15 protein-coding genes are annotated in these 21949 nt (G+C 73.9%); 9 read left to right on the forward strand and 6 right to left on the reverse strand.

What is annotated here, in order from left to right; all coding sequences use genetic code 11:
• The first annotated feature begins 12 nt into the window (after nt 1-12).
• From PV682_RS09960 to PV682_RS09970, 3 genes are all read left to right on the forward strand, one after another.
• On the forward strand, nt 13-1539 hold the full coding sequence (locus PV682_RS09960) for a hypothetical protein (protein WP_319726246.1): 1527 nt from the start codon (nt 13-15) through the stop codon (nt 1537-1539).
• Between the two features lie 18 nt (nt 1540-1557).
• Nucleotides 1558-2436 carry a hypothetical protein gene (locus PV682_RS09965; protein ID WP_319726249.1) on the forward strand — a complete coding sequence of 293 codons (879 nt, stop codon included), beginning with the start codon at nt 1558-1560 and terminating at the stop codon, nt 2434-2436.
• 79 nt (nt 2437-2515) lie between these two features.
• A complete protein-coding gene (locus tag PV682_RS09970) occupies nt 2516-7066 on the forward strand; it encodes a coiled-coil domain-containing protein (protein ID WP_319726251.1) in 4551 nt (1516 codons plus the stop codon).
• A 1149-nt stretch (nt 7067-8215) separates the two neighbouring features.
• Here PV682_RS09970 and PV682_RS09975 read toward each other — a convergent pair.
• The gene (locus PV682_RS09975) at nt 8216-8653 is read right to left on the reverse strand and encodes a hypothetical protein (RefSeq protein WP_319726252.1); all 438 of its coding nucleotides are present in this window, start codon (nt 8651-8653) and stop codon (nt 8216-8218) included.
• A gap of 418 nt (nt 8654-9071) precedes the next feature.
• Here PV682_RS09975 and PV682_RS09980 point away from each other — a divergent pair, with 418 nt between their 5' ends.
• The 4 genes from PV682_RS09980 to PV682_RS09995 all read left to right on the forward strand — a co-directional run bounded on the left by PV682_RS09980 (nt 9072) and on the right by PV682_RS09995 (nt 13674).
• Complete coding sequence (locus PV682_RS09980) at nt 9072-11771, forward strand: nitrate- and nitrite sensing domain-containing protein (protein WP_319726254.1); 2700 nt, start codon at nt 9072-9074, stop codon at nt 11769-11771.
• Nucleotides 11768-12208: a roadblock/LC7 domain-containing protein gene (locus tag PV682_RS09985; protein ID WP_319726257.1), complete on the forward strand. Its 441-nt coding sequence runs from the start codon at nt 11768-11770 to the stop codon at nt 12206-12208. The genes PV682_RS09980 and PV682_RS09985 overlap by 4 nt, the downstream gene beginning before the upstream one ends.
• A 1-nt stretch (nt 12209) precedes the next feature.
• A complete protein-coding gene (locus tag PV682_RS09990; RefSeq protein ID WP_055720162.1) occupies nt 12210-12605 on the forward strand; it encodes a DUF742 domain-containing protein in 396 nt (131 codons plus the stop codon).
• Nucleotides 12606-13068: 463 nt separating this feature from the next.
• Nucleotides 13069-13674, forward strand: coding sequence for a GTP-binding protein (locus tag PV682_RS09995; protein ID WP_055720161.1), 606 nt, complete (start codon nt 13069-13071; stop codon nt 13672-13674).
• 67 nt (nt 13675-13741) lie between these two features.
• Here the strand turns inward: PV682_RS09995 and glpK are convergent, their stop codons facing one another.
• The 4 genes from glpK to PV682_RS10015 all read right to left on the reverse strand — a co-directional run bounded on the left by glpK (nt 13742) and on the right by PV682_RS10015 (nt 17949).
• Nucleotides 13742-15244, reverse strand: coding sequence for a glycerol kinase GlpK (gene glpK / locus PV682_RS10000; protein ID WP_319726261.1), 1503 nt, complete (start codon nt 15242-15244; stop codon nt 13742-13744).
• A 10-nt stretch (nt 15245-15254) separates the two neighbouring features.
• Nucleotides 15255-15425 carry a hypothetical protein gene (locus tag PV682_RS10005; RefSeq protein WP_319726262.1) on the reverse strand — a complete coding sequence of 57 codons (171 nt, stop codon included), beginning with the start codon at nt 15423-15425 and terminating at the stop codon, nt 15255-15257.
• Nucleotides 15426-16336: 911 nt separating this feature from the next.
• Nucleotides 16337-17527 carry a lipid-transfer protein gene (locus tag PV682_RS10010; RefSeq protein WP_109362899.1) on the reverse strand — a complete coding sequence of 397 codons (1191 nt, stop codon included), beginning with the start codon at nt 17525-17527 and terminating at the stop codon, nt 16337-16339.
• Entirely contained in the window at nt 17524-17949 is a 426-nt protein-coding gene (locus PV682_RS10015) for a Zn-ribbon domain-containing OB-fold protein (protein ID WP_319726315.1), read from the reverse strand. Before PV682_RS10015 ends, PV682_RS10010 begins: the two co-directional genes overlap by 4 nt.
• A gap of 114 nt (nt 17950-18063) precedes the next feature.
• Here PV682_RS10015 and PV682_RS10020 point away from each other — a divergent pair, with 114 nt between their 5' ends.
• Both PV682_RS10020 and PV682_RS10025 read left to right on the forward strand, forming a co-directional pair.
• A complete protein-coding gene (locus PV682_RS10020) occupies nt 18064-18870 on the forward strand; it encodes a M15 family metallopeptidase (protein WP_319726264.1) in 807 nt (268 codons plus the stop codon).
• Between the two features lie 47 nt (nt 18871-18917).
• A complete protein-coding gene (locus PV682_RS10025; protein WP_055720156.1) occupies nt 18918-19454 on the forward strand; it encodes an NUDIX domain-containing protein in 537 nt (178 codons plus the stop codon).
• Here the strand turns inward: PV682_RS10025 and PV682_RS10030 are convergent.
• Nucleotides 19445-21829 (reverse strand): glycoside hydrolase family 31 protein, encoded by a 2385-nt coding sequence (locus PV682_RS10030; RefSeq protein ID WP_319726267.1) that lies wholly within the window; start codon nt 21827-21829, stop codon nt 19445-19447. The genes PV682_RS10025 and PV682_RS10030 overlap by 10 nt on opposite strands.
• Between the last annotated feature and the right edge of the window lie 120 nt (nt 21830-21949).

A 21949-nucleotide genomic window follows, 5' to 3' on the forward strand; every position in this document is an offset into this window, starting at 1 on the left:
AGTCTGTGCACCGTGACTTCGCCTGCATCGACGGACCGCGTTCCGCCCCAGCTCAGCGCGGCGCCGCGCCCCGCACCGGGCCCGGCCGCCGACGAGGGCCTGGCGCGTCGGCTGCGCGCGCTCGCCTGCACGGCCCCGCTGCACGACCTGGACGCCCGCAAGGCCAATCTCGCGGGCGAGTACTCGGTGTACGGCATGGCGGAGATCGCCCTCTCGGCGATCGACCTGGTCACCCTGAACATGGACTTCGACACCGGCGCCGACCACGACCACGTCGTCGCCCGCCTGCTGCCCCGCATCGCCGCCCAGGCCCCCGAGCGTCCCGCCGCCGAGCACGAGCGCGTGGCCCGCTGGGTCCTGGAGAACCTGATCAACGTCGGCAGCGTCGACCGCGGCTTCCGCGCCGTGTACGGCACGTTCGCCGCCGACGGCAGCTATGTGCGCCGCGACTACGACTTCAAGCTCGTCGAGGAGGTCCCCGGCTTCGACGGCGCCGTCTACCTGCGGACGACGGACGAGGCGGTCAACGTCCTCGTCGGCGCCCTCGACACGGACGTCACCAGCGCCCAGATCGCCGCCGAGGTCAAGCTCGAAGTCCTCATCCGGCGCGGCCGGCTCGCCGACGCGCAGCTCGCCGCCGAGCAGGCCCGCTACCGCACCGTGCAGTACTCCGAGACCCTCCGCCGCGCCCTGGAGGCGACCCGGCGCAACGTGCGCGCGGTCGACTGGCTGAACGCCGTACCGGACATGATCGCCGAGGCCCTCGACCACGTCGCCGACCGGTACCGCCACGAGAACGCGATCCTCACGAACATCCGCAAGGCCCGCGACGAGATCGAGGACGCCGAGAACAAGCGCCGCGCCGCCGAACTCGTCGACATCGTCAAGGACTGCATCCGCCGCCACACGCAGTTGCAGTCACGCCTCCTGGAGGCCGGCCCGCTGTTCCGCGCGGAACAGGACCGGCAGGCCTTCTCGACACCCATGACGTCCTCGGGGATAGACCTCTACGGCCATCTCGTCGCGCCCGTGCTGCCGCTGCCGCTGGAACAGGCGAGCCGCGTCACCGGGGCCTTCTTCGCCAAGGGCGCCGGCATGCGCACGCCGGTCTCCGTCCGGGTCGCCGACCTCGTCGAGATCCTGCTCACGCCCCCCGTCGAACGCGAGCACCTCGGCGCGGAGATGCCCGAACCGGACCTCATCGCCACCCCGGACGACAGCCGGTTCAGCGAGGAGCAGCTGGCCGCCGCCAAGGTGCTCCTCGACCTCCCCGCCGACGCCCCCCGCAGGCTCTCCGGCCTGCTCGCCGAGGCCCGGCGCGCCGACCCCGAACTGCCGTACCTGGTCGCCCTGCTGGCCGTGCACGCCGCCAGCCCCGCGGTGGGCACCGCCTACCGGCAGGGCGAGGAGAAACTGCTGTTCGCCGTGGACGACGGCACGGAACTCGACGACCCCGAATTCGGTGGCGCGGACCTGATCGTCGGAACCGCATTGTTGGACGCTGTCGGAATGGCCGCCGATCGGACCGAGGCGGCTTGATGTTCTGGAGTTCTTGTCGTGAATGAGCCCGTCGAGTGGAGTGAACCGGAAACTCCCGCACCCCCGGCGCCCGCCGCCGTCACCCCCGCCGACGCGGCCGACGCCGCCCGGCTCGTAGCCTTCGGACTCCAGCCGAAACTACAGCCCGCGCGCGACCAGGAGTACGCCGAACTGCTGCGCCGCTACCGCGAGGACCCCGCCTTCGCGCGGCTCGCCGATGCCGTCGCCACCGGACTCGGCCTCGTCGTCCTGGAGGTGTCCCCGCGCGCGGGCATGGCCGTCACCGCGGGCGAGGACTCCGTGTTCGCCGTCCGCATGGGCGACTACGCGCGTCGCACCTCCGCCGACGGCAGCGACCGCTTCCTGCACGGCCTCGCCCACCTCGCCGTCGCCGCCCTGGCCTTCCCCCGCCCGGAGGACCTCGCCGATGACGGCTACATCGGCCGCGTCAGCGTCCACGGCGTCGACGCCTTCGTACGGCAGGCCTGCCGGCGCCTGGAGGAGCGCGCCGCCGAGGACGGCGAGAACACCGACCCGGCGTCCGACGCGCCCGGCCTGGAGTCCGCCTGGCGCGTGTGGACGCGCCGCAGCGCCACCGGCGCGACGAAGGACGCCCGCCGCCTCGCCGGGTCCACCACCGGCATCGTCGGCAAGGCCGTCGCCTTCCTCACCGACTCCGGGTTCCTCCAGCGCACCGGCGACGACAACGGCGGCACCTACCGCACCACCGCCCGCTACCAGCTCCAGGTACGGGACATGGCGGGCAGCGCCGCCCTCGCCGAACTGCTGGAACTCGGCATCGTGCCGGTGACCGACGGGACACCGACGCTGATGCCCGCCGAGGAGACCGAGGACCTGGACCTGGTGGCCGACGCCGGACTGCCGTTCCACGCGTGAACCGTTCGCGCCTCCCAAAACGATCCACTGACACAACCTGCCGACGATCCACCGCCGAGATTCAACGACGAGAGCCGCCATGTACGAGCTGTCCCGGGTCCGCCTCTACTCCATCGGTCCGGCCGGTGCGCGCTATGCCGACACCGTGCTCGACCTGCGAGGAGTGGGCGACGTGGTGCCCGACCCCGCACCCACCCAGGCGGAGTTCTTCCAGGACGAGCCCGTCGGCCCGCCGCGCCGCCCCGCGCCCGCGGGTGTGCTGTTCCTGGAGAACGGCGGCGGCAAGTCCGTCCTGCTCAAGCTGATCTTCTCGGTCATGCTCCCGGGCCACCGCAACACCCTCGGCGGCGCCTCCTCCGGCGTCCTGCGCAAGTTCCTCCTCGCCGACGACTGCGGACACGTCGCCCTGGAGTGGCAGCACGTGCTGACCGGCGAGTGCGTCGTCGTCGGCAAGGTCAGTGAGTGGCGCGGCCGGCAGGTCTCCAACGACCCCCGCAAGTTCGCCGAGGCCTGGTACTCCTTCCGGCCCGGCCCCGGCCTCTCCCTGGACAGCCTGCCGGTCGCCGAGTCCACCGCCGTACGCGCGCCCGTCGAGGGCGCCTCCGGGGCGCAGGGGCGCCGCCGGACCATGAAGGGGTTCCGGGACGCCGTCACCGACGCCGACAAGGCCTACCCGCACCTGGAGGTCCACTGGGAGGAGATCCACGACCGGTGGGTCGAGCACCTCACCGAACTCGGCCTGGACCCCGAACTCTTCCGCTACCAGCGCGAGATGAACGCCGACGAGGGCGAGGCCGCCGGCCTCTTCGCCGTCAAGAAGGACGCCGACTTCACCGACCTGCTGCTGCGCGCCGTCACCGACACCCGGGACACCGACGGCCTCGCCGACCTCGTCGGCGGCTTCGGCAACAAGCTCGGCCGGCGCGCCGAACTCATCGCCGAACGCGACTTCACCGCCGGGTCGGTCGACCTCCTCGGGCGGATCGTCGACGCCGCCGACACCCGCGCGCGTGCGCGGGAGGTCCACACCGCCGCCGAGCGCCGTACCCGCGCGCTGGCGCGCAGGCTGTCCGCGCGCGGCGTCCAGGAGCGGGCGCGCGCCGCCGACCTCGCCCAGCGGGTGACGGCCGCCGCCTACGCCGTCACCCACTCCGAGAGCGCCCGCGAGCGCAGCGCGCTCACCGCCGCCGAACTCGCCTTCCGGCACGCCTCCCTGGCGCTGGCCGCCGCAGAGAAGTCCGCCGCCGCCCAGAAGCGCGAACTGGCCGACGCGCGGACCCTGCACTCCGCCTGGCAGGCCGCCGAGGCCGCCCTGCGCCACCGCGCCGCCTCCGACCGCGTCGCGCGCGTGTCCGCCGCGATCCAGGAAGCCGAACGGGACGCCGCCCCGGCGCTCGCCGCGCGCGCGAAGGCCGCCGTCGACCTCGTCCGCGCCCTGCACGCAGCCGCCGAGAGCGCCGAGGCCCTCGCCAACGAGGGCGAGGAACGCTCGGCGGCCCTCCAGGAGGTCAGCGAGACCGCCTACCGGGACAACACCACCGCCGCCACCGAGGCCCAGCGCGCCCGCAGCGAGGCCCAGCACCTGCGCCAGCGCCTCACCGAGGTCGAGCAGGAGATCGCCGAGGCCGTCCGCGCGGGCTGGCTCGACGACAGCTCCCCCGACGCCGACCCCGCGCGCGCCGCCCTCGCCGCCAGCGACGCCGAGAAGAACGCCGTCGCCGCCTGGGACACCGCCCGCGAAGCCGCCCGCCGGGCCGCCGAGACGGCCCGTGAAGCCGCCTCCGCCGAGTCCCGCGCCGAACTCACCGCCGCCCGCGCCGCCGACGCCTCCACGGCCGCCGGACGGTCGTACGAGGCCGAGCAGCGCATCGCCGAGGCGCTCGCCGCCGAAGAACGGCTCGCCGAACTCCTCAGCAGCGAACCCCTCTCCGCAGCCGACCTCGACCGGTACGCCGACGAACTGCGCGGACTCCTCGACGACGCCGTCACCTCCGCCGAACGCCACCTCTTCGACCTGCGGACGGCCGCCGCCGACGACGCCCGCATCCTCGGCGCCCTCGGCGACGGCGGCCTCCTGCCGCCCAGCCCCGACGTGCTGGCCACCGTCGAGTTCCTCGGTGAGCACGGCATCCCCGCCCTGCCCGGCTGGCGCTACCTCGCGCAGTCCGTCGACCCCACCGACCACGCGCGCGTGCTGGGCGCCCGCCCCGAACTCGTCGACGGCGTCATCATCACCGACCCCGACTCCCACGTCCGCGCGCGCGAGGCGCTCTCCGAGGCCGCCCTCCTGCCCCGCTCCACGGTCGCCGTCGGCACCGCCGCCGCCCTGCTCGCCCCCACGCCCTCCGGCCACGACGACAGCGTCTTCCTCGTCCCCCCGAATCCCGCCATGCACGACGAGCACGCCGCCGACGAGGAACGGCAGGCCCTGCGCGCGCGGGCCACCGCCCGCGACGAGGAGATCCGCACCCTCGCCGCCCGCCTCGGCAAGGACCGCGAACTGTCCGCGCGGCTCGCGTCCTGGCGCACCGGCTGCCCCGCCGGACGGCTCGTCGAGATGGAACGGGCCGCCGAGGAGGCGCGCGCCTTCGCCGAGGAGACCGAGGCCGAACTCACCGAAGCACGCGTCGCGCGCGCGGAGGCCGAGGAAGCCTCCGCCGAGGCCGCCCAGGTCCGCGACGAGAAGCAGGAGGCCGCCCAGAAGGCCCGTCGTGCCGCCGACGCCCTCGCCGGGCTCGCCTTCCGCCTGCGCGAGCGCGCCGGCTGGCAGGTACGGCTGCGTGAACTCGCCGACGAGGCCACCGAGTCCGAGGCCCGCGCCCAGGCGTGCCTGGAGCGCGCCCGCGCCGCCGACGAGGACCGCCGAGGCGCCCAGCGCGCCGCCGACGACGCCCGCCGCACCGCCCGCGCGCTGCGCGCCGAACGCTCCGAGATCGCCGGCGCGCCCGACGACGTGCCCGAGGACGGCTCCCAGGCCCCCGAAGCGTCCCTGCCCGCCCTCAGGGAGGCCTACCGGGCCGCCTCGCAGGTGTACGAGAAGGTCGGCGTCGGCGCCGACCTCAGGGCCGAGCAGGCGCGCGCGGAGAGCGACGAGAGCGCCGCCCGCGCGGAACTCGACCGGCTCAGCAACAAGGTCCGCACGCGCGCCGAACAGCTCCTCCAGTCGCCCGACGGCTCCGACGGGCCTTCCCGGCAGGCCGCCTCCGCGCGCGCGGAGGAGCTCGTGCAGCTCCTGGAGACCCGCATGTCCACCGCCAGCGAACAACTCGGCCGGCTGCGCGGCGAACACGAACGCCTCGCCCCCGAGGAGGGCGAGGAACACACCGAACTGTCCGAGGAGCTCGTCCCGCGCGATGCCGAGCACGCGCAGGCGCTGCTGCGTACGGCCACCGCCGAACTCGCCGCCCGCACCGAGGCGCTCGCCCAGGCCCGGGACGCGCACGCCGAGATGCTCGCCGCGCACCGCACCGCCGAGGACGGCGCCGGCGGCTTCGACGAGGTCGCCGCGATGCTCCGCGACCTGCTGCGCGAACACGTCTCCGACGACGACCAGGAGACGCCCGAGCCCTACCCCGGGTCCCTGGAGGATGCCCGTACGTCCGCCGCCGAGACCCGGCGCGCCCTGCGCGGCTGCGCGGGCGACCTGTCCGCCGCCGACGCCGCCGTACGCGAGGCGAGCGACGTCCTCGTCCGGCACGCCAACTCCACGCGCTACGAACAGGTACGCACACCCGCGCGCCAGCAGATCCGCGAGCTGCCCGCGTCCGCGCTGCCCGAGCACGCGCAGAAGTGGGCCGACGCGTTCGCCCCGCGCCTGCGCGTGCTCACCGACGAACTCGCCCAGCTGGAGCGCAACCGCGACTCCATCGTCGACCGGCTGCGCGGGCTCGTCGAGTCGGCGCTGGCCACCCTGCGGTCCGCTCAGCGGCTCTCCCGGCTGCCCGAAGGGCTCGGCGAGTGGTCCGGGCAGGAGTTCCTGCGGATCCGGTTCGAGGAACCCGACCAGGCGACCCTCACGGAACGGCTCGGCGAGGTCGTCGACGACGCCACGCGGGCCGCCGTCAAGAAGAACTCCGACCTGCGGCGCGACGGCATGTCCCTGCTCCTGCGCGGGGTCGCCGCCGCACTCCAGCCCAAGGGCGTCGCCGTCGAGATCCTCAAGCCCGACGCCGTCCTGCGCGCCGAGCGGGTGCCCGTCGGGCAGATGGGCGACGTCTTCTCCGGCGGGCAGCTCCTCACCGCCGCCATCGCCCTCTACTGCACGATGGCCGCGCTGCGCTCCAACGACCGGGGCCGCGACAAGCACCGGCACGCCGGCACGCTCTTCCTCGACAACCCGATCGGCCGCGCCAACGCGACGTACCTCCTGGAACTCCAGCGCGCCGTCTCCGACGCCCTCGGCGTCCAGCTCCTCTACACGACCGGGCTCTTCGACACCACCGCCCTCGCCGAGTTCCCCCTCGTCATCCGACTGCGCAACGACGCCGACCTGCGGGCCGGGCTGAAGTACATCACCGTCGAGGAACATCTCCGGCCCGGACTGCCCCGGGAGATTCCTGCGGGGGAGGCGGTGCATACGGAGATCACGGCGACGCGGATGTACAAGAGGCCGGTGGCGAGCGGGGGGTAGGACGGCGCTCTCCGGCGGGCTGGGGGAGGCTGAGGGAGGGCTGTCGGAGAGGGCTGAGGGCAAGAAGGGGGCCGGACGCGGCTGTGTGTGGGGCTGTGGCCCGGGGGCGGCTCGGGCACGGTTCTGGGGGCGCTGTGGCCATGGGGCGGTTCGAGCGCGGTTGTTGCGAGGGCGCCGTGGCCCGGGGTGGCGCGGGCTCGGCTGTGGGGGGCGCTGTGGTTGAGATGCGGTTCGGGCGCGGCTGCTGGAGTGGAGGGCGGCTCTGAGGGGCCCTGGCCAAGGGGGGCGGACGGGGCTGTTGGGGCCAAGAAGGCGCGGCTGTTGGAGGGCGTGCGGGGCAGGCTTGTCCCGGGCCCGGGTCGAGGCTTGCCCGGGGGCGGCTGGGTGGCTGTCCTCGGGGAGCCGGGTGTGATGCCTTGCCAGTGCTCCAGTGCTCCAGTGCTCCAGTGCTCCAGTGCTCCAGTGCGACGCCGTAGACCGCTCCGGGAGCGGGGGCCCTCTGGGCGGGGCGGCCGACCGGGGCACACGTCCCAGGGGCCGAACCAGCCGAGCAGCACACCTTCCCGCGGCTGAACCAGTCGAGCGGAACGCCTTCCGGGGGCCGAACCGGCTTAGTGGCACGCCTTCCTGAGCCACCCCGTCCGCTCCAACGGACCGCCCTCCCGAGGCCCGAACCGGCCGGATCGGCGCACTCCGCGATAGCCCGCCCGCCCCAGGATCCCAAGCCTGAAACCGGCCGTTTCTCCGGAACCCACCCCGAACACCGCGCCTCCGGCTGGACCGTCCGCACGCGGGAAGCCCCGTCCGGTAACCGCCCCTGAGGAAAGCCCCTCCAGGGGCGGCTACTTGAAACATCCCCTCAGGATCGGCCGAGATGAGACGCTCCCCGGCGCCACCGGACGACACGCCCTCGGCCCCACTTTCACAGAAGCCGCCGCGAAACACCGAAGCAGCGACCACCCTCGCCCCGCCAGCCCGCCAGCCCGCCAGCCCGCCAGCCCGCCAGCCCGCCAGCCCGCCAGCCCGCCAGCCCGCCAGCCCGCCAGCCCGCCAGCCCGCCAGCCCGCCCCCGGCGCTGCGGGAGCCGACCCCGCGCCCCCGCGTGCGGGAGCACAGGCGCCTCGTACCCCCGCCCCGCCGGAACTCCCCTCAGGGGTGCGAGAGTTGCCCGGTCCCGCCCTGCTGCCGGCGTATCCGCTCCTGCGCCCGCTCCGCGGCGCGCGCCTCGCGGCGGGCCACTCGGCGTTCGCGGCGCAAGGCGCGCGCCGTGCTGCTGGGGGCGGAGACGACGCCGTAACGCTGGTTCCAGACCTGGCGGGTCACCCAGACGTCGAGAGCGGCCCAGGTCGCGACGACGGTGCTGGCGACGCTGCTGATCACCATGGGGAAGGCCAGCCAGGACTCGGCCATGGTGCAGAAGAACGCGATCATCGCCTGGAGCAGCGTCACGGCGATGATCAGGAACGCCCGGACCGCCGCCGTCCGCACCGGATCCGGCATCCGCCGCCGCTTGGCGGGCTCCTCCACCCACAACGGCCGCGCCCGGGGCCGCTGTTGCCGGGTCTGACTGCTCTGCGCCGTGCCCATCACGTGTCACACTCCCCACCGCCGGCCGACCCCTCGCCCGGTCCGAAGACCGGGTTCCCCAGTGGTTGCCCGGCTTGCGCTCATTTACGCCGCCGAGGTGCGGCATGCGGCCCATGTGGCCGGTTCCGCTCCCAATTCCCGATGAGTAGGACGAACGAGACGCCCGGAAGATTCCCAAGCGCCGATAAATTCTCGCCAACCCCGGAAGGGAACAGTTTGGCCACGGTCGTGCGACCGGCGTCCGATTCCTGACGGCAATCTCCCGCAATGCCCGGACAACTCCCCACGCCCCGACCCCGGAGCGGAGGTTCGGCCTCCGGACTGGTCTTCGAGTTGGCTGTGGGTCGGTAGTAGGCTCGCGGCGTTTGTTGACGCACATCCGTACCCCGGTCAGACGGGGTCCGAGCTGGGGGAGGCCATGCGCTTTCGCGGGAAGTCGATCCGCAGGAAGATCGTGGCGCTTCTCCTCGTGCCGCTCGTTTCCCTGACGGCGGTCTGGGGGTTCGCCACGATCCTCACCGGCCGTGAGGCGAGCCGTCTCTTCACGGTCTCGTCCCTGATGGAGAAGGTCGGGTACCCCCTGGAGGACACCGTCAGGGTCATCCAGCAGGAACGCCGCCAGACCCTCGTCTACCTCGCCGACCCCGACGCGCAGAACGCCCTCGCGGCCCTGCGCCGTACGCGCTCGGCGACCGACGAGGCGTTCACCGAGATCCGGAGCAACACCAAAGACCCGGACCTGCGCGACAGCCTCGACAAGGACGACGTCGAGGGCCTCACCACCGTCCTGGACGCCTTCGACGGCATCGCCTCCCTGCGCCGCGGCGTGGAGGACGGCACCCTCGACCGCAGCCAGGCCCTCGACCAGTACAACCGCCTGGTCGACCCCTGCTACACGCTCCTGGCCAAGCTGGACGTCGTCGACAGCGTCGAGATGGACAAGCAGTACCGCGCCCTCGTCGCCGTCGCCCGCGCGCGGGAGCTGCTCTCCCGCGAGGACGCCCTGCTCGGCTCGGCCCTCGTGAGCGGCCGGATCGGTCACGAGGAGAGCCGGATCATCTCCGACCTCCAGGCCCAGCGGCAGGTCATCTACGAGATCAGCCTCCCGCAGCTGCCCGACGCCGAGCAGGAGCGCTACGAGAGCTTCTGGTCCGGCGCCGGCACCGCGCCCCTGCGCAGCGCCGAGAACGCCGCCATCGACGCGATGGAGAACAACGGCGTCCCCAAGGGCGTCACCGCCCGCAGCTGGGACACCGCCGCCGGCAGCGTCCTGGAACAGCTCGGCACGCTCGACGAACAGGCCAACGACCGCTACCAGGACCGCGTCCGCCCGGTCGCCGTCGAGGTCATCGTCAAGGCCGTCGTCGCCGGCGTCTTCGGCCTGATCGCACTGCTCCTGTCGCTCTTCCTGTCGGTCCGCATCGGCCGCGCCCTCATCCGCGACCTGCGCCAGCTGCGCCTGGAGGCCCACGAGGCGTCCGCCGTACGGCTGCCCAGCGTGATGCGCCGGCTGTCCGTGGGCGAACAGGTGGACGTGGAGACCGAGGTCCCCCACCTGGAGTACGACAAGAACGAGATCGGCGAGGTCGGCCAGGCCCTCAACACCCTCCAGCGCGCGGCCGTCGAAGCCGCCGTCAAGCAGGCCGAACTGCGCTCCGGCGTCTCCGAGGTCTTCGTGAACCTCGCCCGCCGCAGCCAGGTCCTGCTGCACAAGCAGCTCACCCTGCTCGACACGATGGAACGCCGTACGGAGGACACCGAGGAACTCGCGGACCTGTTCCGCCTGGACCACCTCACCACGCGCATGCGCCGGCATGCCGAGGGCCTCGTGATCCTCTCCGGCGCGGCCCCCTCCCGGCAGTGGCGCAAGCCCATCCAGCTCATGGACATCGTGCGCGCGGCCGTCGCCGAGGTCGAGGACTACGAGCGCATCGAGGTACGGCGCCTGCCGCGGATCGCCGTCACCGGGCCCGCCGTCGCCGACCTCACCCACCTCGTCGCCGAGCTCCTGGAGAACGCCACGGTGTTCTCCCCGCCGCACACGGCCGTCCAGGTGCTCGGTGAGCGCGTCGCCAACGGCTTCACCCTGGAGATCCACGACCGGGGCCTCGGCATGACCCCGGAGGCGCTCCTGGACGCCAATCTGCGGCTCGCGGAGACCCCCGAGTTCGAGCTGTCCGACACCGACCGGCTCGGCCTGTTCGTGGTCAGCCGGCTCGCCCAGCGCCAGAACGTCCGCGTGTCCCTCCAGATGTCGCCGTACGGCGGGACGACAGCCGTCGTGTTCATCCCGGAGACGCTCCTCACGGACGACGTCCCGGACACCAACGGCATCGGCTTCCGCCTCGACCGCCCGCGCACGCCGAAGGACAAGAGGGACCTCCCCGTCCAGCTCCCGGGCATGCCCGCGCCGGTCCTGGACGGCCCCGTCGAGCTGGAGGCGCCGGTCGGCCTGGACTTCCCGCTGACCGAGGACGACGCCCCCTTCGGCCGCCGGCGCGCCGACCGCGAGCCCGCGCCCGTCGCCGAGCTCCCCTCGCGCCGTACGCCCAAGCTGGTCAGCTCGCACGGCCGTCCCGTCGGCGAGGACCCGCGCACGCGTACGGACGACAACGGCTACCCGGCGTCCCACGAGTCGCCCTGGGACCAGGGAGCCGGCGACCCCCTCGCCCCGCTGCCCTCGCGCCGCAGGGGCGCCTCCAGCCATCTGCCGCGCGCGGACGAGCCGGCACCGGGCGCGTCGGGCGCACCCGGCCACGGCTTCGGGGAGAGCGACCGCCGCCGCCCCGAGACGGCCCTCCCGAGGCCGCGCCCGGAGGCCGTCACGCCGCTGCGCCCCGAGACCCCGCGCGCGCGCCCCGGAGCCGCCCCCGCAGCCCCGGGAGCGGGCCCGCTGCCGCGCCGCGTCCGGCAGGCCAACCTGGCCCCGCAGCTGCGCCAGAGTCCCGCCGCGCGCACCGAGGACCGGACCGACCTCGCCGACCGCGACGCCGACCAGGTACGCAACCGTATGGCCTCGCTCCAGCGCGGCTGGCAGCGCGGGCGCGAGGAGAACGCCGAGGGCGACGACGCCCACGGCACAGCACCACGAGGAACGACTAAGGGGGACGGTCGATGACCGCACCGAAGACGAGCGGCCACACGCCCGAGCAGCGCGAGCTGAACTGGCTCCTCGACGAGCTCGTCGGCCGCGTCGCCAGCATCCGCAAGGCCGTCGTGCTCTCCGGGGACGGCCTGCCCACCGGGGTCTCCAAGGACCTCACCCGGGAGGACAGCGAGCACCTCGCCGCCGTCGCCTCCGGCTTCCACAGCCTCGCCAAGGGCGTCGGCCGGCACTTCGACGCGGGCAGCGTCCGCCAGACCCTCGTCGAGCTGGACGACGCGTTCCTGTTCGTCACCGCCGCCGGCGACGGCAGCTGCCTCGCCGTCCTCGCGGACGCGGACTCCGACGTCGGCCAGGTCGCGTACGAGATGACCCTGCTGGTCAAGCGGGTCGGCGTGCACCTGGGGACCGCGCCGCGCACCGACCTGCCGTCCGGCGGGCCTGTGGGATGACATGAGCACAGACGGTCAGGGAACGAAGCACTGGTTCGACGACGAGGCGGGTCCCGTCGTCCGCCCGTACGCCATGACGCGCGGGCGCACCACCGGCACGGGGCACCACCGCCTCGACCTCATCGCCGTGGTCGTCGCCGAACCCGACGCGGGCGACCCGGAGGACGACCACACGCTCTCTCCGGAGCACGTGGACATCGTCGGCCTGTGCCGCGTCGCCCCGCAGTCGGTCGCGGAACTCGCCGCCGAACTCGACCTGCCGATCGGCGTGGTCCGGGTGCTCATCGGGGACCTCGTGGACAAGAAGTTCGTCCACGTGAACCGTCCGGTGCCGCCCGCCGAGCTGCCGGACGAGAGCATTCTCCGCGACGTGATCACCGGCCTGCGGGCGCTGTGAACCGTGCGGGAACAACGGGGTGAGGACGTGAGTAGGCAGCCGCCGACGGACCGGGGGAGCGGCACGCCCGCCCTGGCCCCGCGCCGCCCGCACGACTGCCCACCGCCCCGTGAGCCGCTGTCGGAGCACCCCTGGAGGTCCTCCGGCACGGCGGCCCTCGCGCGCGTGCGCCCGACACCGCCGTACGACACCCTCCCGGCCGCCTCCGGGATTCCCCGCCCGTTACGGGTCCCCCCTTCTCCACGACTCCTGTACGGTTCCGGAACCGCCCTCCCGCGCGCGTGCGTCGTACAGACGCGGCGCAGGCCGCCCGGCGCAGCCGTCCCCGGATCCCAGCGACGGCCCTCGGCCGGTCCGCGAACCCCTTCGGCACGGTCGTCGGACCCGGCGGCAGCGAGAGACCCGGCGGCGCGGGCCACGGCCGACCGCCTTCCCCCATCCCAGCAAGCAGGAGAAGTGAACGATGATCTTCGGGCGTTCTGAGCGCGGGAAGCCGCCGGTCGAGCCCGTCACGCTCAAGATCCTGGTCGCCGGCGGCTTCGGCGTCGGCAAGACCACCCTCGTCGGCGCGGTCAGCGAGATCAGGCCGCTGCGCACCGAGGAGATCCTCACCGAGGCCGGCCGCCCGGTCGACGACACCACCGGGGTGGAGAGCAAGCACACCACCACCGTCGCCATGGACTTCGGGCGCATCACCCTGCGCGAGGACCTCACCCTGTACCTGTTCGGGACGCCCGGCCAGGAGCGGTTCTGGTTCATGTGGGACGAGCTGACCGAGGGCGCGCTGGGCGCGGTGGTCCTCGCGGACACCCGCCGCCTGGAGGACTGCTTCGCCGCCGTCGACTACTTCGAACGGCGCTCCATACCGTTCATCATCGGCGTCAACTGCTTCGAGGGCGCGGCCCGTTACCCGGTCGAGGCGGTGCGCCAGGCGCTCGACCTGGACGACAGCATCCCGGTCCTCCTGTGCGACGCGCGCGACCGGCGCTCCGTCAAGGACATCCTCGTCGGCGTCGTCCAGCACGCGATGGACTTCGGCACGCGCCGCCGGCACACCGTCGGGACCTGAGCCGTGCGGCCCTGAGCGGCCCGTACCCCCGCCGACCGGGGTACGGGCCGCGGTTCATGAGGGGGTGTCACTCCTCCAGCCAGCCGAGGCTCCGGTCCACCGCGCGGCGCCAGTTGCGGTACTCACGCGCGCGTACGGACGCGTCCATGGCCGGCGTCCAGCGCGCGTCCTCGCGCCAGTGCGCGCGCAGTTCGTCGAGCCCGTCCCAGACGCCGGTGGCGAGACCGGCCGCGTACGCCGCTCCCAGGCACGTCGTCTCCGGCACGCGCGGGCGGATCACCGGGACGTCCAGGACGTCCGCCTGATGCTGCATCAGCAGGCCGTTGCGGGTCATCCCGCCGTCCACCTTCAGGGACGTGAGAGCGACACCGGAGTCCTGCCGCATGGCGTCCACGACCTCCCGCGTCTGCCAGCTCGTCGCCTCCAGCACCGCGCGCGCGAGGTGCGCCTTCGTGACGTACCGGGTCAGACCGGTGACGACCCCGCGCGCGTCGGAGCGCCAGTACGGCGCGAACAGCCCCGAGAAGGCGGGGACGACGTAGGCGCCGCCGTTGTCCTCGACGCTCGCGGCCAGCGGCTCGATCTCGTCGGCGCTGCGGATGATGCCGAGCTGGTCGCGGAACCATTGGACGAGCGCGCCCGTTATGGCTATCGAGCCCTCCAGGCAGTACACCGGGGCCTCGCCGCCGATCTTGTAGCCCAGCGTCGTCAGCAGCCCGTGCTTCGACGGCACCGGCCGGTTGCCGGTGTTGAGCAGCAGGAAGCTCCCGGTGCCGTAGGTGTTCTTCGCGTCGCCCGCCGCGTAGCACGCCTGCCCGAAGACGGCCGCGTGCTGGTCGCCGAGCGCGGACGCGACCGGTACGCCCGCCAGTTGGCCCACGGCGGTGCCGTACACCTCGGCCGAGGAGCGGATTTCCGGGAGCATGGCCTCGGGGACGTCCATCGCGGCCAGCACGGAGGGGTCCCACTGGAGGGTCTCCAGGTTCATCAGCATCGTGCGGCCGGCGTTGGTGACGTCGGTGACGTGCCGGCCGCCGTCGGGGCCGCCGGTGAGGTTCCAGATCAGCCAGGAGTCGATCGTCCCGAAGGCGATCTCGCCGCGTTCGGCGCGGTCGCGCAGTCCGGGGACGTGCTCCAGGAGCCAGGCGACCTTGGGGCCGGAGAAGTAGCTCGCGAGCGGCAGTCCGGTGCGGTCACGGAAACGATCCTGCCCGTCCGCGCCGCCGAGCCGCGCACAGAGTTCGGCGGTGCGGGTGTCCTGCCAGACGATCGCGTTGTGAACGGGTTTGCCCGTTCCTCGATCCCACAGGACCGTCGTCTCGCGCTGGTTCGTGATCCCGAGGGCCGCGATCCGGTCGGCCCGCAGTCCCGCCTTGGCGAGCGCCCCGGCGACCACAGCCTGGGTCCGCGCCCAGATCTCGGTCGCGTCGTGCTCCACCCAGCCGGGCTTCGGGAAGATCTGCCGGTGCTCGCGCTGGTCCACGGCGACGATCGCGCCGTCGTGGTCGAAGACGATGCAGCGGCTGGACGTGGTGCCCTGGTCGATCGCGGCGACGTACCGCTCCGTCATGGCTGCCTCCTCAGGGGGCCGCGTTGCGGACGATCCCGGCGGACACCGCGCGGGCGACCGGCGCACGCGCGTGACTCCCGCCGGAGGCATGCGGGGAGGACGGCGCCTCGCCGCGTCGGACGGCGTCCCGCGCGCCGGTCCCCGGCGTCACCCCCGTACCGAAGGCCTCTCCGTTGCTCATGGCGTCTCCCGGGCCCGGTGCTCCGGCCTGGACAGGGTTCCCGCGCCCCGCCCGGCCTCCGTGACGAGCGTGCCGTCGCATCGGGGGAGTGCGGACAGCGCCCACACGGCGGCATGCCGGGACACGCCGAGAATGTGCGGCGATGTCACCCGACACCGGGAAGTTTTCACCGCCCCTGAGGGACCGTCAAGAAGGCGGACACGGGATGTGTACGAGGCCGGCTCGGGCGTCTCGCGCGGGCACCGCGGAGGCATGACGCGGGCCGAAGGCTCGGGGAGGCGCGGGGGCTGCGGGCCCGCTCCCCGGCCTCGGCCCACCCTGCGCTCCGCCCGCACAGGAGCCGGACCACTGCATAGCGCGTACCGAGCGAACCCCGCCCGCCTTGAGGACCCGTCCTGCCCTGTTGAGCGCCATGGCCGCCTTCCTGGGCGCCGCTCGGCAGACGGCGGCACCATCCGTGGTCGGTGACGCTGCCGGGCCCGCACAGGGACGCTCCGGGCCTGCGCGGGACAGTGGAGAGCGGCAGGGGGGCCGGCCGTCTGTCCGTCCGTGGACCAGGGGGTGCCGAGGATGGCGAGGGCCGGAGCGTCGAGGTCCGCCGGGGCAGTGGGGCGAGGAGGCCGTCGCCGATGTGCCCCGCGAGTGGAGCCCGGCAGTCTCCTCGCCTCGCGCTCACTGTGCGCCCTCCGCCCGCGTGGTCTCGTGCTGCCGGTCGGCTCTGAGGCTTCCGGCGCCCCGCGTGGCCTCGTGCCGCTGCTTGATCCTGACGCTTCCGGTGCCCGCCCGCGCGCGGTTCCTGGCTGCGGTACGCCCGTTCCCGGCCGAGGCTCATCCCGGCGCCCGCCCGCCTGCGGTTCCTGAGATGTTCACGTGGGTTTCCGGCCGGCCTGCGCCCCCTCGGCGGGGGCCGTTCACCGCACCGCGACCACCGCCGACCCGTGCCCGAAGAGCCCTTGGTTCGTGGCGATTCCCACGCGCGCGCCTGCCACCTGTCGCTCGCCGGCCTCCCCGCGCAACTGCCAGGTCAGTTCGCACACCTGGGCGATCGCCTGCGCCGGGACCGCCTCTCCGAAGGAGGCCAGTCCGCCGCTGACGTTCACCGGGGTCCGGCCGCCGAGTGCTGTCTCCCCGGCCTGCAACAGCTTGGCGCCCTCGCCCTCGCCGCACAGTGCGAGGTCCTCGTACCACTGGAGCTCCAAGGCAGTCGACAGGTCGTACACCTCCGCGAGCGACAGGTCCTCGGGTCCGATGCCGGCCTCCTCGTACGCGGCCCGGGTGATGGACGCCCGCAGCGTCTCCCCGTACGGTTCGGCGCCCGTCGCGGAGTCGGTGGCGATGTCCGGGAGGTCCAGCACCCGGGTGGGGTAGCGGGGCGTCACCGTCGACACCGCGCGGATGCGCACCGGCCTGCGGCTGCTGTGCCGGCGCGCGAACTCCGTCCCGGCCAGCACCAGGGCCGCGCCGCCGTCCGAGGTCGCGCAGATGTCCAGCAGCCGCAGCGGATCGGCGACGACGGGGGAGGCGTCGACCTCCTCGGGGGTGACCCGCGCGCGGTAGCGGGCGTTCGGGTTGAGCGCCCCGAGAGCCGCGTTCTTCACCTTGACCCGGGTGAAATCCTCCAGCGTGTCGCCGTACACGGCCATGCGCCTGCGCGCGTACAGGCCGAAGTAGGCCGGGTTCGTCGCTCCGAGGAGCCGGAAGCGCAGCCAGTCCGGGTCGTCGGGGCGGTCGCCCCCGGCGGGGCGGAAGAACCCCTTGGGCGCGGCGTCGGCGCCCACCACCAGCACTACGCGGGAGAGCCCGGCGAGGATGCGCGCCCGCGCCACGTCGATGGCCTGCGCCCCGGACGCGCACGCCGCGTACACGCTCGTCACGCGCGCGCCCTGCCAGCCCAGCGCCCGCGCGAACGTCGCCCCCGCGACGAACCCCGGATAGCCGCCGCGCACCGTGTCCGCGCCGACGACCGCGTCCACGTCCCGCCAGTCGAGCCCCGCGTCGGCGAGCGCCGCCCGCGCGGCCGTCACGCCGTACTCGGTGAAGCCGCGCCCCCACTTGCCCCAGGGGTGCATGCCCGCGCCGAGCACGGTCACCTCCGCCGTCATGACTCCACCTCCACCGGCCGCCAGTTCCACGTCGTCCACACCGTCCCGGGTTCTTCGCCCAGCACCCCCGCCACCGCCTCGACCTCCATGCCCACCGCCAGCTCACCGACCCCCACCCCGGGCGCCGCCTGCCCCAGCACCACCATCCGCTCCGCCGCCAGCTCTACCGCGACCAACGCGTACGGCTCCCACGGAAGTTCCCGGTCGCTCACGTAGGGTGACGGCGGCCGGTAGCGGCAGTCGGTGTACGACCAGATCCGGCCGCGCCGCGAGAGGGGCACCTCGGTCAGCTCGCCGCCCGCGCAGCCGGGGTTGCGGCAGTGGACGTCCTCCCGGGGGAAGAACACCGACGCGCACGCGCCGCAGCGCGTCCCGAGCAGCCTGAAGTCGTCCCCGTCCCCGGTGAACCAGCCGTCCACCACGGGCCTGCGCACGTGTGTCACGCGACCTCCCCGCACCAAGATCTGACGGAACGTCAGGAGTCTGTCACGGCCGCCCGCAAATGGGCAGGGCCCGGCGGGGGAAGTGTGCACGGCATGAGACGACCCTTCCGAGCCGCCCTCACCGCGCTCGCCGCCCTGCTGGCCGCGGCCCTCGCCCCCGCCCCGGCCTCGGCCTCGGCCCGCACCGAACCGAAGGCACCCGCCGACTTCGTCGCCCTGCGCTCGGTCGACCCGACGATCCGCCAGGAGATGCGCTACACCACCGTCCACAACTTCGTCGGCGCGCGCGTGGACGGCTACCGCGAACCCCTGTGCATCCTCACCCGCCCCGCCGCCGAGGCCCTCCACCGCGCGCAGGCGCGCCTGCTGCGCAAGGGCTACACCCTCAAGGTCTACGACTGCTACCGCCCGCAGCGCGCGGTCGACCACTTCGTGCGCTGGGCCGAGGACCTCGACGACCAGGCGATGAAGGCCGAGTTCTACCCCGAGGTCGACAAGACCCGCCTCTTCACGGACGGTTACATCGCCGAGAAGTCCGGCCACAGCCGAGGCTCCACCCTGGACGTCACCCTCGTGAAGCTCCCGGCGCTCCCGACCCGCCCCTACGTCCCCGGCGAACCGCTGGTGTCCTGCCGCGCGCCCCGATGGGAGCGATTTCCCGACAACTCCGTCGACATGGGGACCGGATTCGACTGTTTCGACACCCTCTCCCACACGCTCGACCCGCGCGTGCGGGGCGTCCAGCGCGCCAACCGGCTGCTCCTGAAGAACACCCTGGAGAGCCTCGGTTTCGTGAACCTCGCCGAGGAATGGTGGCACTACACCTTCAAGCCGGAGCCCTATCCGGACACGTACTTCGACTTCCCGGTGGCGACCGCGTCGCTCACCAGGGGGGATTGAAACCCGTCGACGAGACGCCCTCCGCGCGATCGGATACAGTCCGCCGCGTGTCACAAACTCAGCACACCACTTCGAACTCCGCACGGGACAGCCACTGTTCGAGCTGCGGAGCCCCCTACGGGGAAGGCGTCACCGGCTGGCCCCGCATCTGCCCGGCCTGCTCCACCGTGCACTACCGCAACCCCCTGCCGGTCGGCATCGCCCTCCAGCCCGTGTACGACACCCTGGGCACCGCCCTGGTCGTCATCCAGCGGACCGTCGAACCCGCGCGCGGGGGCATCGCCCTGCCCGGCGGCTACGTCGACGACCGCGAGGACTGGAAGCACGCCGTCGTCCGCGAACTCAAGGAGGAGACGGGCATCGACGCGGCGAGCCGCGACGTCCGCCTCGCCGACGCCATGAGCTCCCCCGACGGCCACCTCCTGCTGTTCGGCCTGCTCCCCGAGCGCCCCGCCGACCGCCTGCCGGCGTCCGCCGCCACCGACGAGACGGACGGCTGGCAGCTCCTGCGGCGCCCCGAGGAACTGGCCTTCCCGCTGCACACGATCGCCGTACGGGCCTTCTTCGAGGGCCGCTACATCTGAGCCGTCGGCCCGCCCGGCCCCCGCAGCCGCACCGGACAGGACGGTTCGAGCACGCCGTCCTCGTCCTCACGGCTCTCCCGCTCGACGACGACCCGCGGTCCCTCCCAACGGGTGACGTACCACTCGATCTCCGGCTCGTCCCAGCCGTCGCCCGCGTCCCGCACCACCAGGCCGCCGCCCGTCCGCCCCCGGGCGGGCGCCCACACCTCCAGCTCCAGGCCGCCGTCCGCGCCCCGCACCGGGATCACCGAACCCGCGCGCACGAGCACCGGGATCCGCCCCGCGGGCGCGTCCACCAGGACCTGCCCCGGCCCCTCGTACGCGCGCTCCGTCGCCGTGTCGTACCAGAGCCCCCTCGGCAGCTGCACCGCGCGCCGGTCCACGCCCGGCCCCAGCACCGGGGCGACCAGCAGACAGTCACCCAGCAGGAACGCGTCCTCGCAGTCCCGCAGCGCCCGGTCCTCCGGCGCACCCCACCACAGCGGGCGCGCGTACGGCGCACCGGTACGGTGCGCCAGGTGCGCCAGCGTCACGAAGTACGGCGCCAGGCGCCGCCGCTCCAGCAGCGCCTCGCGCGCGTGCGCCAGCACCTCGGGACCGAACTCCCACGGCTCCCGGCGCCCCGCCCTGATCGCCGCGTGCGTCCGGAACAGCGGCAGGTACGCGCCCAGCTGGAACCAGCGCAGGTACAGCTCCGGCGAGGGACTCCCGTCGAAGCCGCCGATGTCGGGGCCCGAGTACGGGATCCCGCACAGGCCGAGACCGAGCACCAGCGCCAGCGACGCCCGCAGCCCCGGCCAGCCCGTGGAGACGTCCCCCGACCACGTCCCGCCGTACCGTTGCAGGCCCGCCCAGCCGGACCGGGAGAACACGAACGGCCGCTCCTCGGGGGCCAGCGTCCGCAGGCCCTCGTAGCCCGCCCTGGCCATGCACAGCGCGTACACGTTGTGCGCCTCGCGATGGTCGCCGCCGCGCCCCTCCAGGTCGTGCCGCGCCGAACGGGGCAGCGTCGTGTCCCCGAAGGCCGCGAACGACGTCGGCTCGTTCATGTCGTGCCAGAACCCCGAGAACCCCTGCGCCAGCCGCTCCGCGTACAGCTCGCCCCACCAGGCGCGCACTCGCGCGTGCGTGAAGTCCGGGAACACCGACTCCCCGGGCCACACGACACCCCGCACGACCCGCCCGGAGGCGTCCCGCACGAACGCGTCCAGGGCCGCCCCCGCGTCGTACACCTCGTTGCCGGGCTCCGCGCGCACGGCCGGGTCGACGATCGACACCAGCCGCACCCCGTCCCGGCGCAGCTCCTGCGCGAACTGCGAGAGCTTCGGGAACCGCTCCTGGTCGACCGTGAACACCTGATGGCCGTCGAAGTGGTCGATGTCCAGGTGGAGCGCGTCCAGCGGCAGCCCGTGCTCCCGGTAGCCGGCGACGACCCGCCGCACCTCCTGCTCGCTGCCGAAGCCCCAGCGCGCGTGGTGGTACCCGAGCGCCCAGGACGGCGGCAGCGCGGGCGCGCCCGTCAGCGACGCCCAGCCGAGCAGTACGCGCGCGGGCGTGCCGACGACGACCCAGCAGCGCAGTGGCCCGCCCTCCGCCCGCACCTCGCTCGACCCGGCCCGGTCGTGCCCCGAACCGGCCCCCTCCTCGCCCTCCCGGAGCGTCACCGTGCCGTCCCAGGACGTGTCGTGGAACACCAGGTGCGTGCCCGCGTCAGCGACGACCACCTGCACCGGCATCGTCAGGTACAGCGGACCGTCCCCGGGCCCGAACGAGCCGCCCGGGTCGGTGTTCCACAGCCGGTACGTCCCCGCGCGCAGGCGCGGCCCGTCCGCGCGCCCGCCCAGCCCGAAGAACCGCGCGTCCGCCGCCACCTCCGAACGCTGCATCCAGCGCGCGGGCCCCCCGTCCACCGGCTCCCACCAGCGCGGCGGCAGATCACGCCGCAGCACCACGCCCCCGGGCGTGCACACCTCGATCGCCCCGTGCCGCGACACCGAGACCGTCGCCCGCTCGGCGACCACCCGCCAGCCGCCGTCCTTGTCGGGCTCCAGCACCGCGCGCGGATCGGCCTCGGGCGCCCCCGCGAGCGCGTACGACGGCTCCGGCTCCGCACCGTCCCAGCCCCAGAACACCGCGCCGTTGACCGCGACCATGATCCGCAGCTCGGACCGCTCGAACCGCAGGACGCCCCCGCCGGGCCCCGGCCGCGCCTCCCGCACGGACCCGGGCACCCGCGCCCGCTCCGCGCCCCGGGGCGGCAGCCCGGAGGCGTCCGTACGCCTCCTGCGCCACGCCGCGCGTACGGTGCGCAACCTCTGGGCCGCCCCCACCGAACCGACCACTTTTATCGAACGCACCAGGTCACGACCGTTCATGCTGCTCACCCTGCCATGTGCCGTTCCCCGCGCACGTGCCGTTCAACTTCCGTTCACCCGCGACGGGATCACGACGTCACGACACCGCCGCGGCGGAGCGCACCCTGGTGCAGAAGTCGA

The organism is Streptomyces niveiscabiei (genome assembly GCF_033794345.1).
Taxonomy (GTDB): domain Bacteria; phylum Actinomycetota; class Actinomycetes; order Streptomycetales; family Streptomycetaceae; genus Streptomyces; species Streptomyces niveiscabiei.

Bases quoted from the DNA above. Each gene is read 5' to 3' on its own strand.
- PV682_RS09970 (WP_319726251.1), top strand. From the start codon at position 2,516: ATGTACGAGCTGTCCCGGGTCCGCCTCTACTCCATCGGTCCGGCCGGT.
- PV682_RS09975 (WP_319726252.1), bottom strand. From the start codon at position 8,653: ATGGGCACGGCGCAGAGCAGTCAGACCCGGCAACAGCGGCCCCGGGCG.
- PV682_RS09980 (WP_319726254.1), top strand. From the start codon at position 9,072: ATGCGCTTTCGCGGGAAGTCGATCCGCAGGAAGATCGTGGCGCTTCTC.
- PV682_RS09985 (WP_319726257.1), top strand. From the start codon at position 11,768: ATGACCGCACCGAAGACGAGCGGCCACACGCCCGAGCAGCGCGAGCTG.
- PV682_RS09990 (WP_055720162.1), top strand. From the start codon at position 12,210: ATGAGCACAGACGGTCAGGGAACGAAGCACTGGTTCGACGACGAGGCG.
- PV682_RS09995 (WP_055720161.1), top strand. From the start codon at position 13,069: ATGATCTTCGGGCGTTCTGAGCGCGGGAAGCCGCCGGTCGAGCCCGTC.
- glpK (WP_319726261.1), bottom strand. From the start codon at position 15,244: ATGACGGAGCGGTACGTCGCCGCGATCGACCAGGGCACCACGTCCAGC.
- PV682_RS10005 (WP_319726262.1), bottom strand. From the start codon at position 15,425: ATGAGCAACGGAGAGGCCTTCGGTACGGGGGTGACGCCGGGGACCGGC.
- PV682_RS10010 (WP_109362899.1), bottom strand. From the start codon at position 17,527: ATGACGGCGGAGGTGACCGTGCTCGGCGCGGGCATGCACCCCTGGGGC.
- PV682_RS10020 (WP_319726264.1), top strand. From the start codon at position 18,064: ATGAGACGACCCTTCCGAGCCGCCCTCACCGCGCTCGCCGCCCTGCTG.
- PV682_RS10030 (WP_319726267.1), bottom strand. From the start codon at position 21,829: ATGAACGGTCGTGACCTGGTGCGTTCGATAAAAGTGGTCGGTTCGGTG.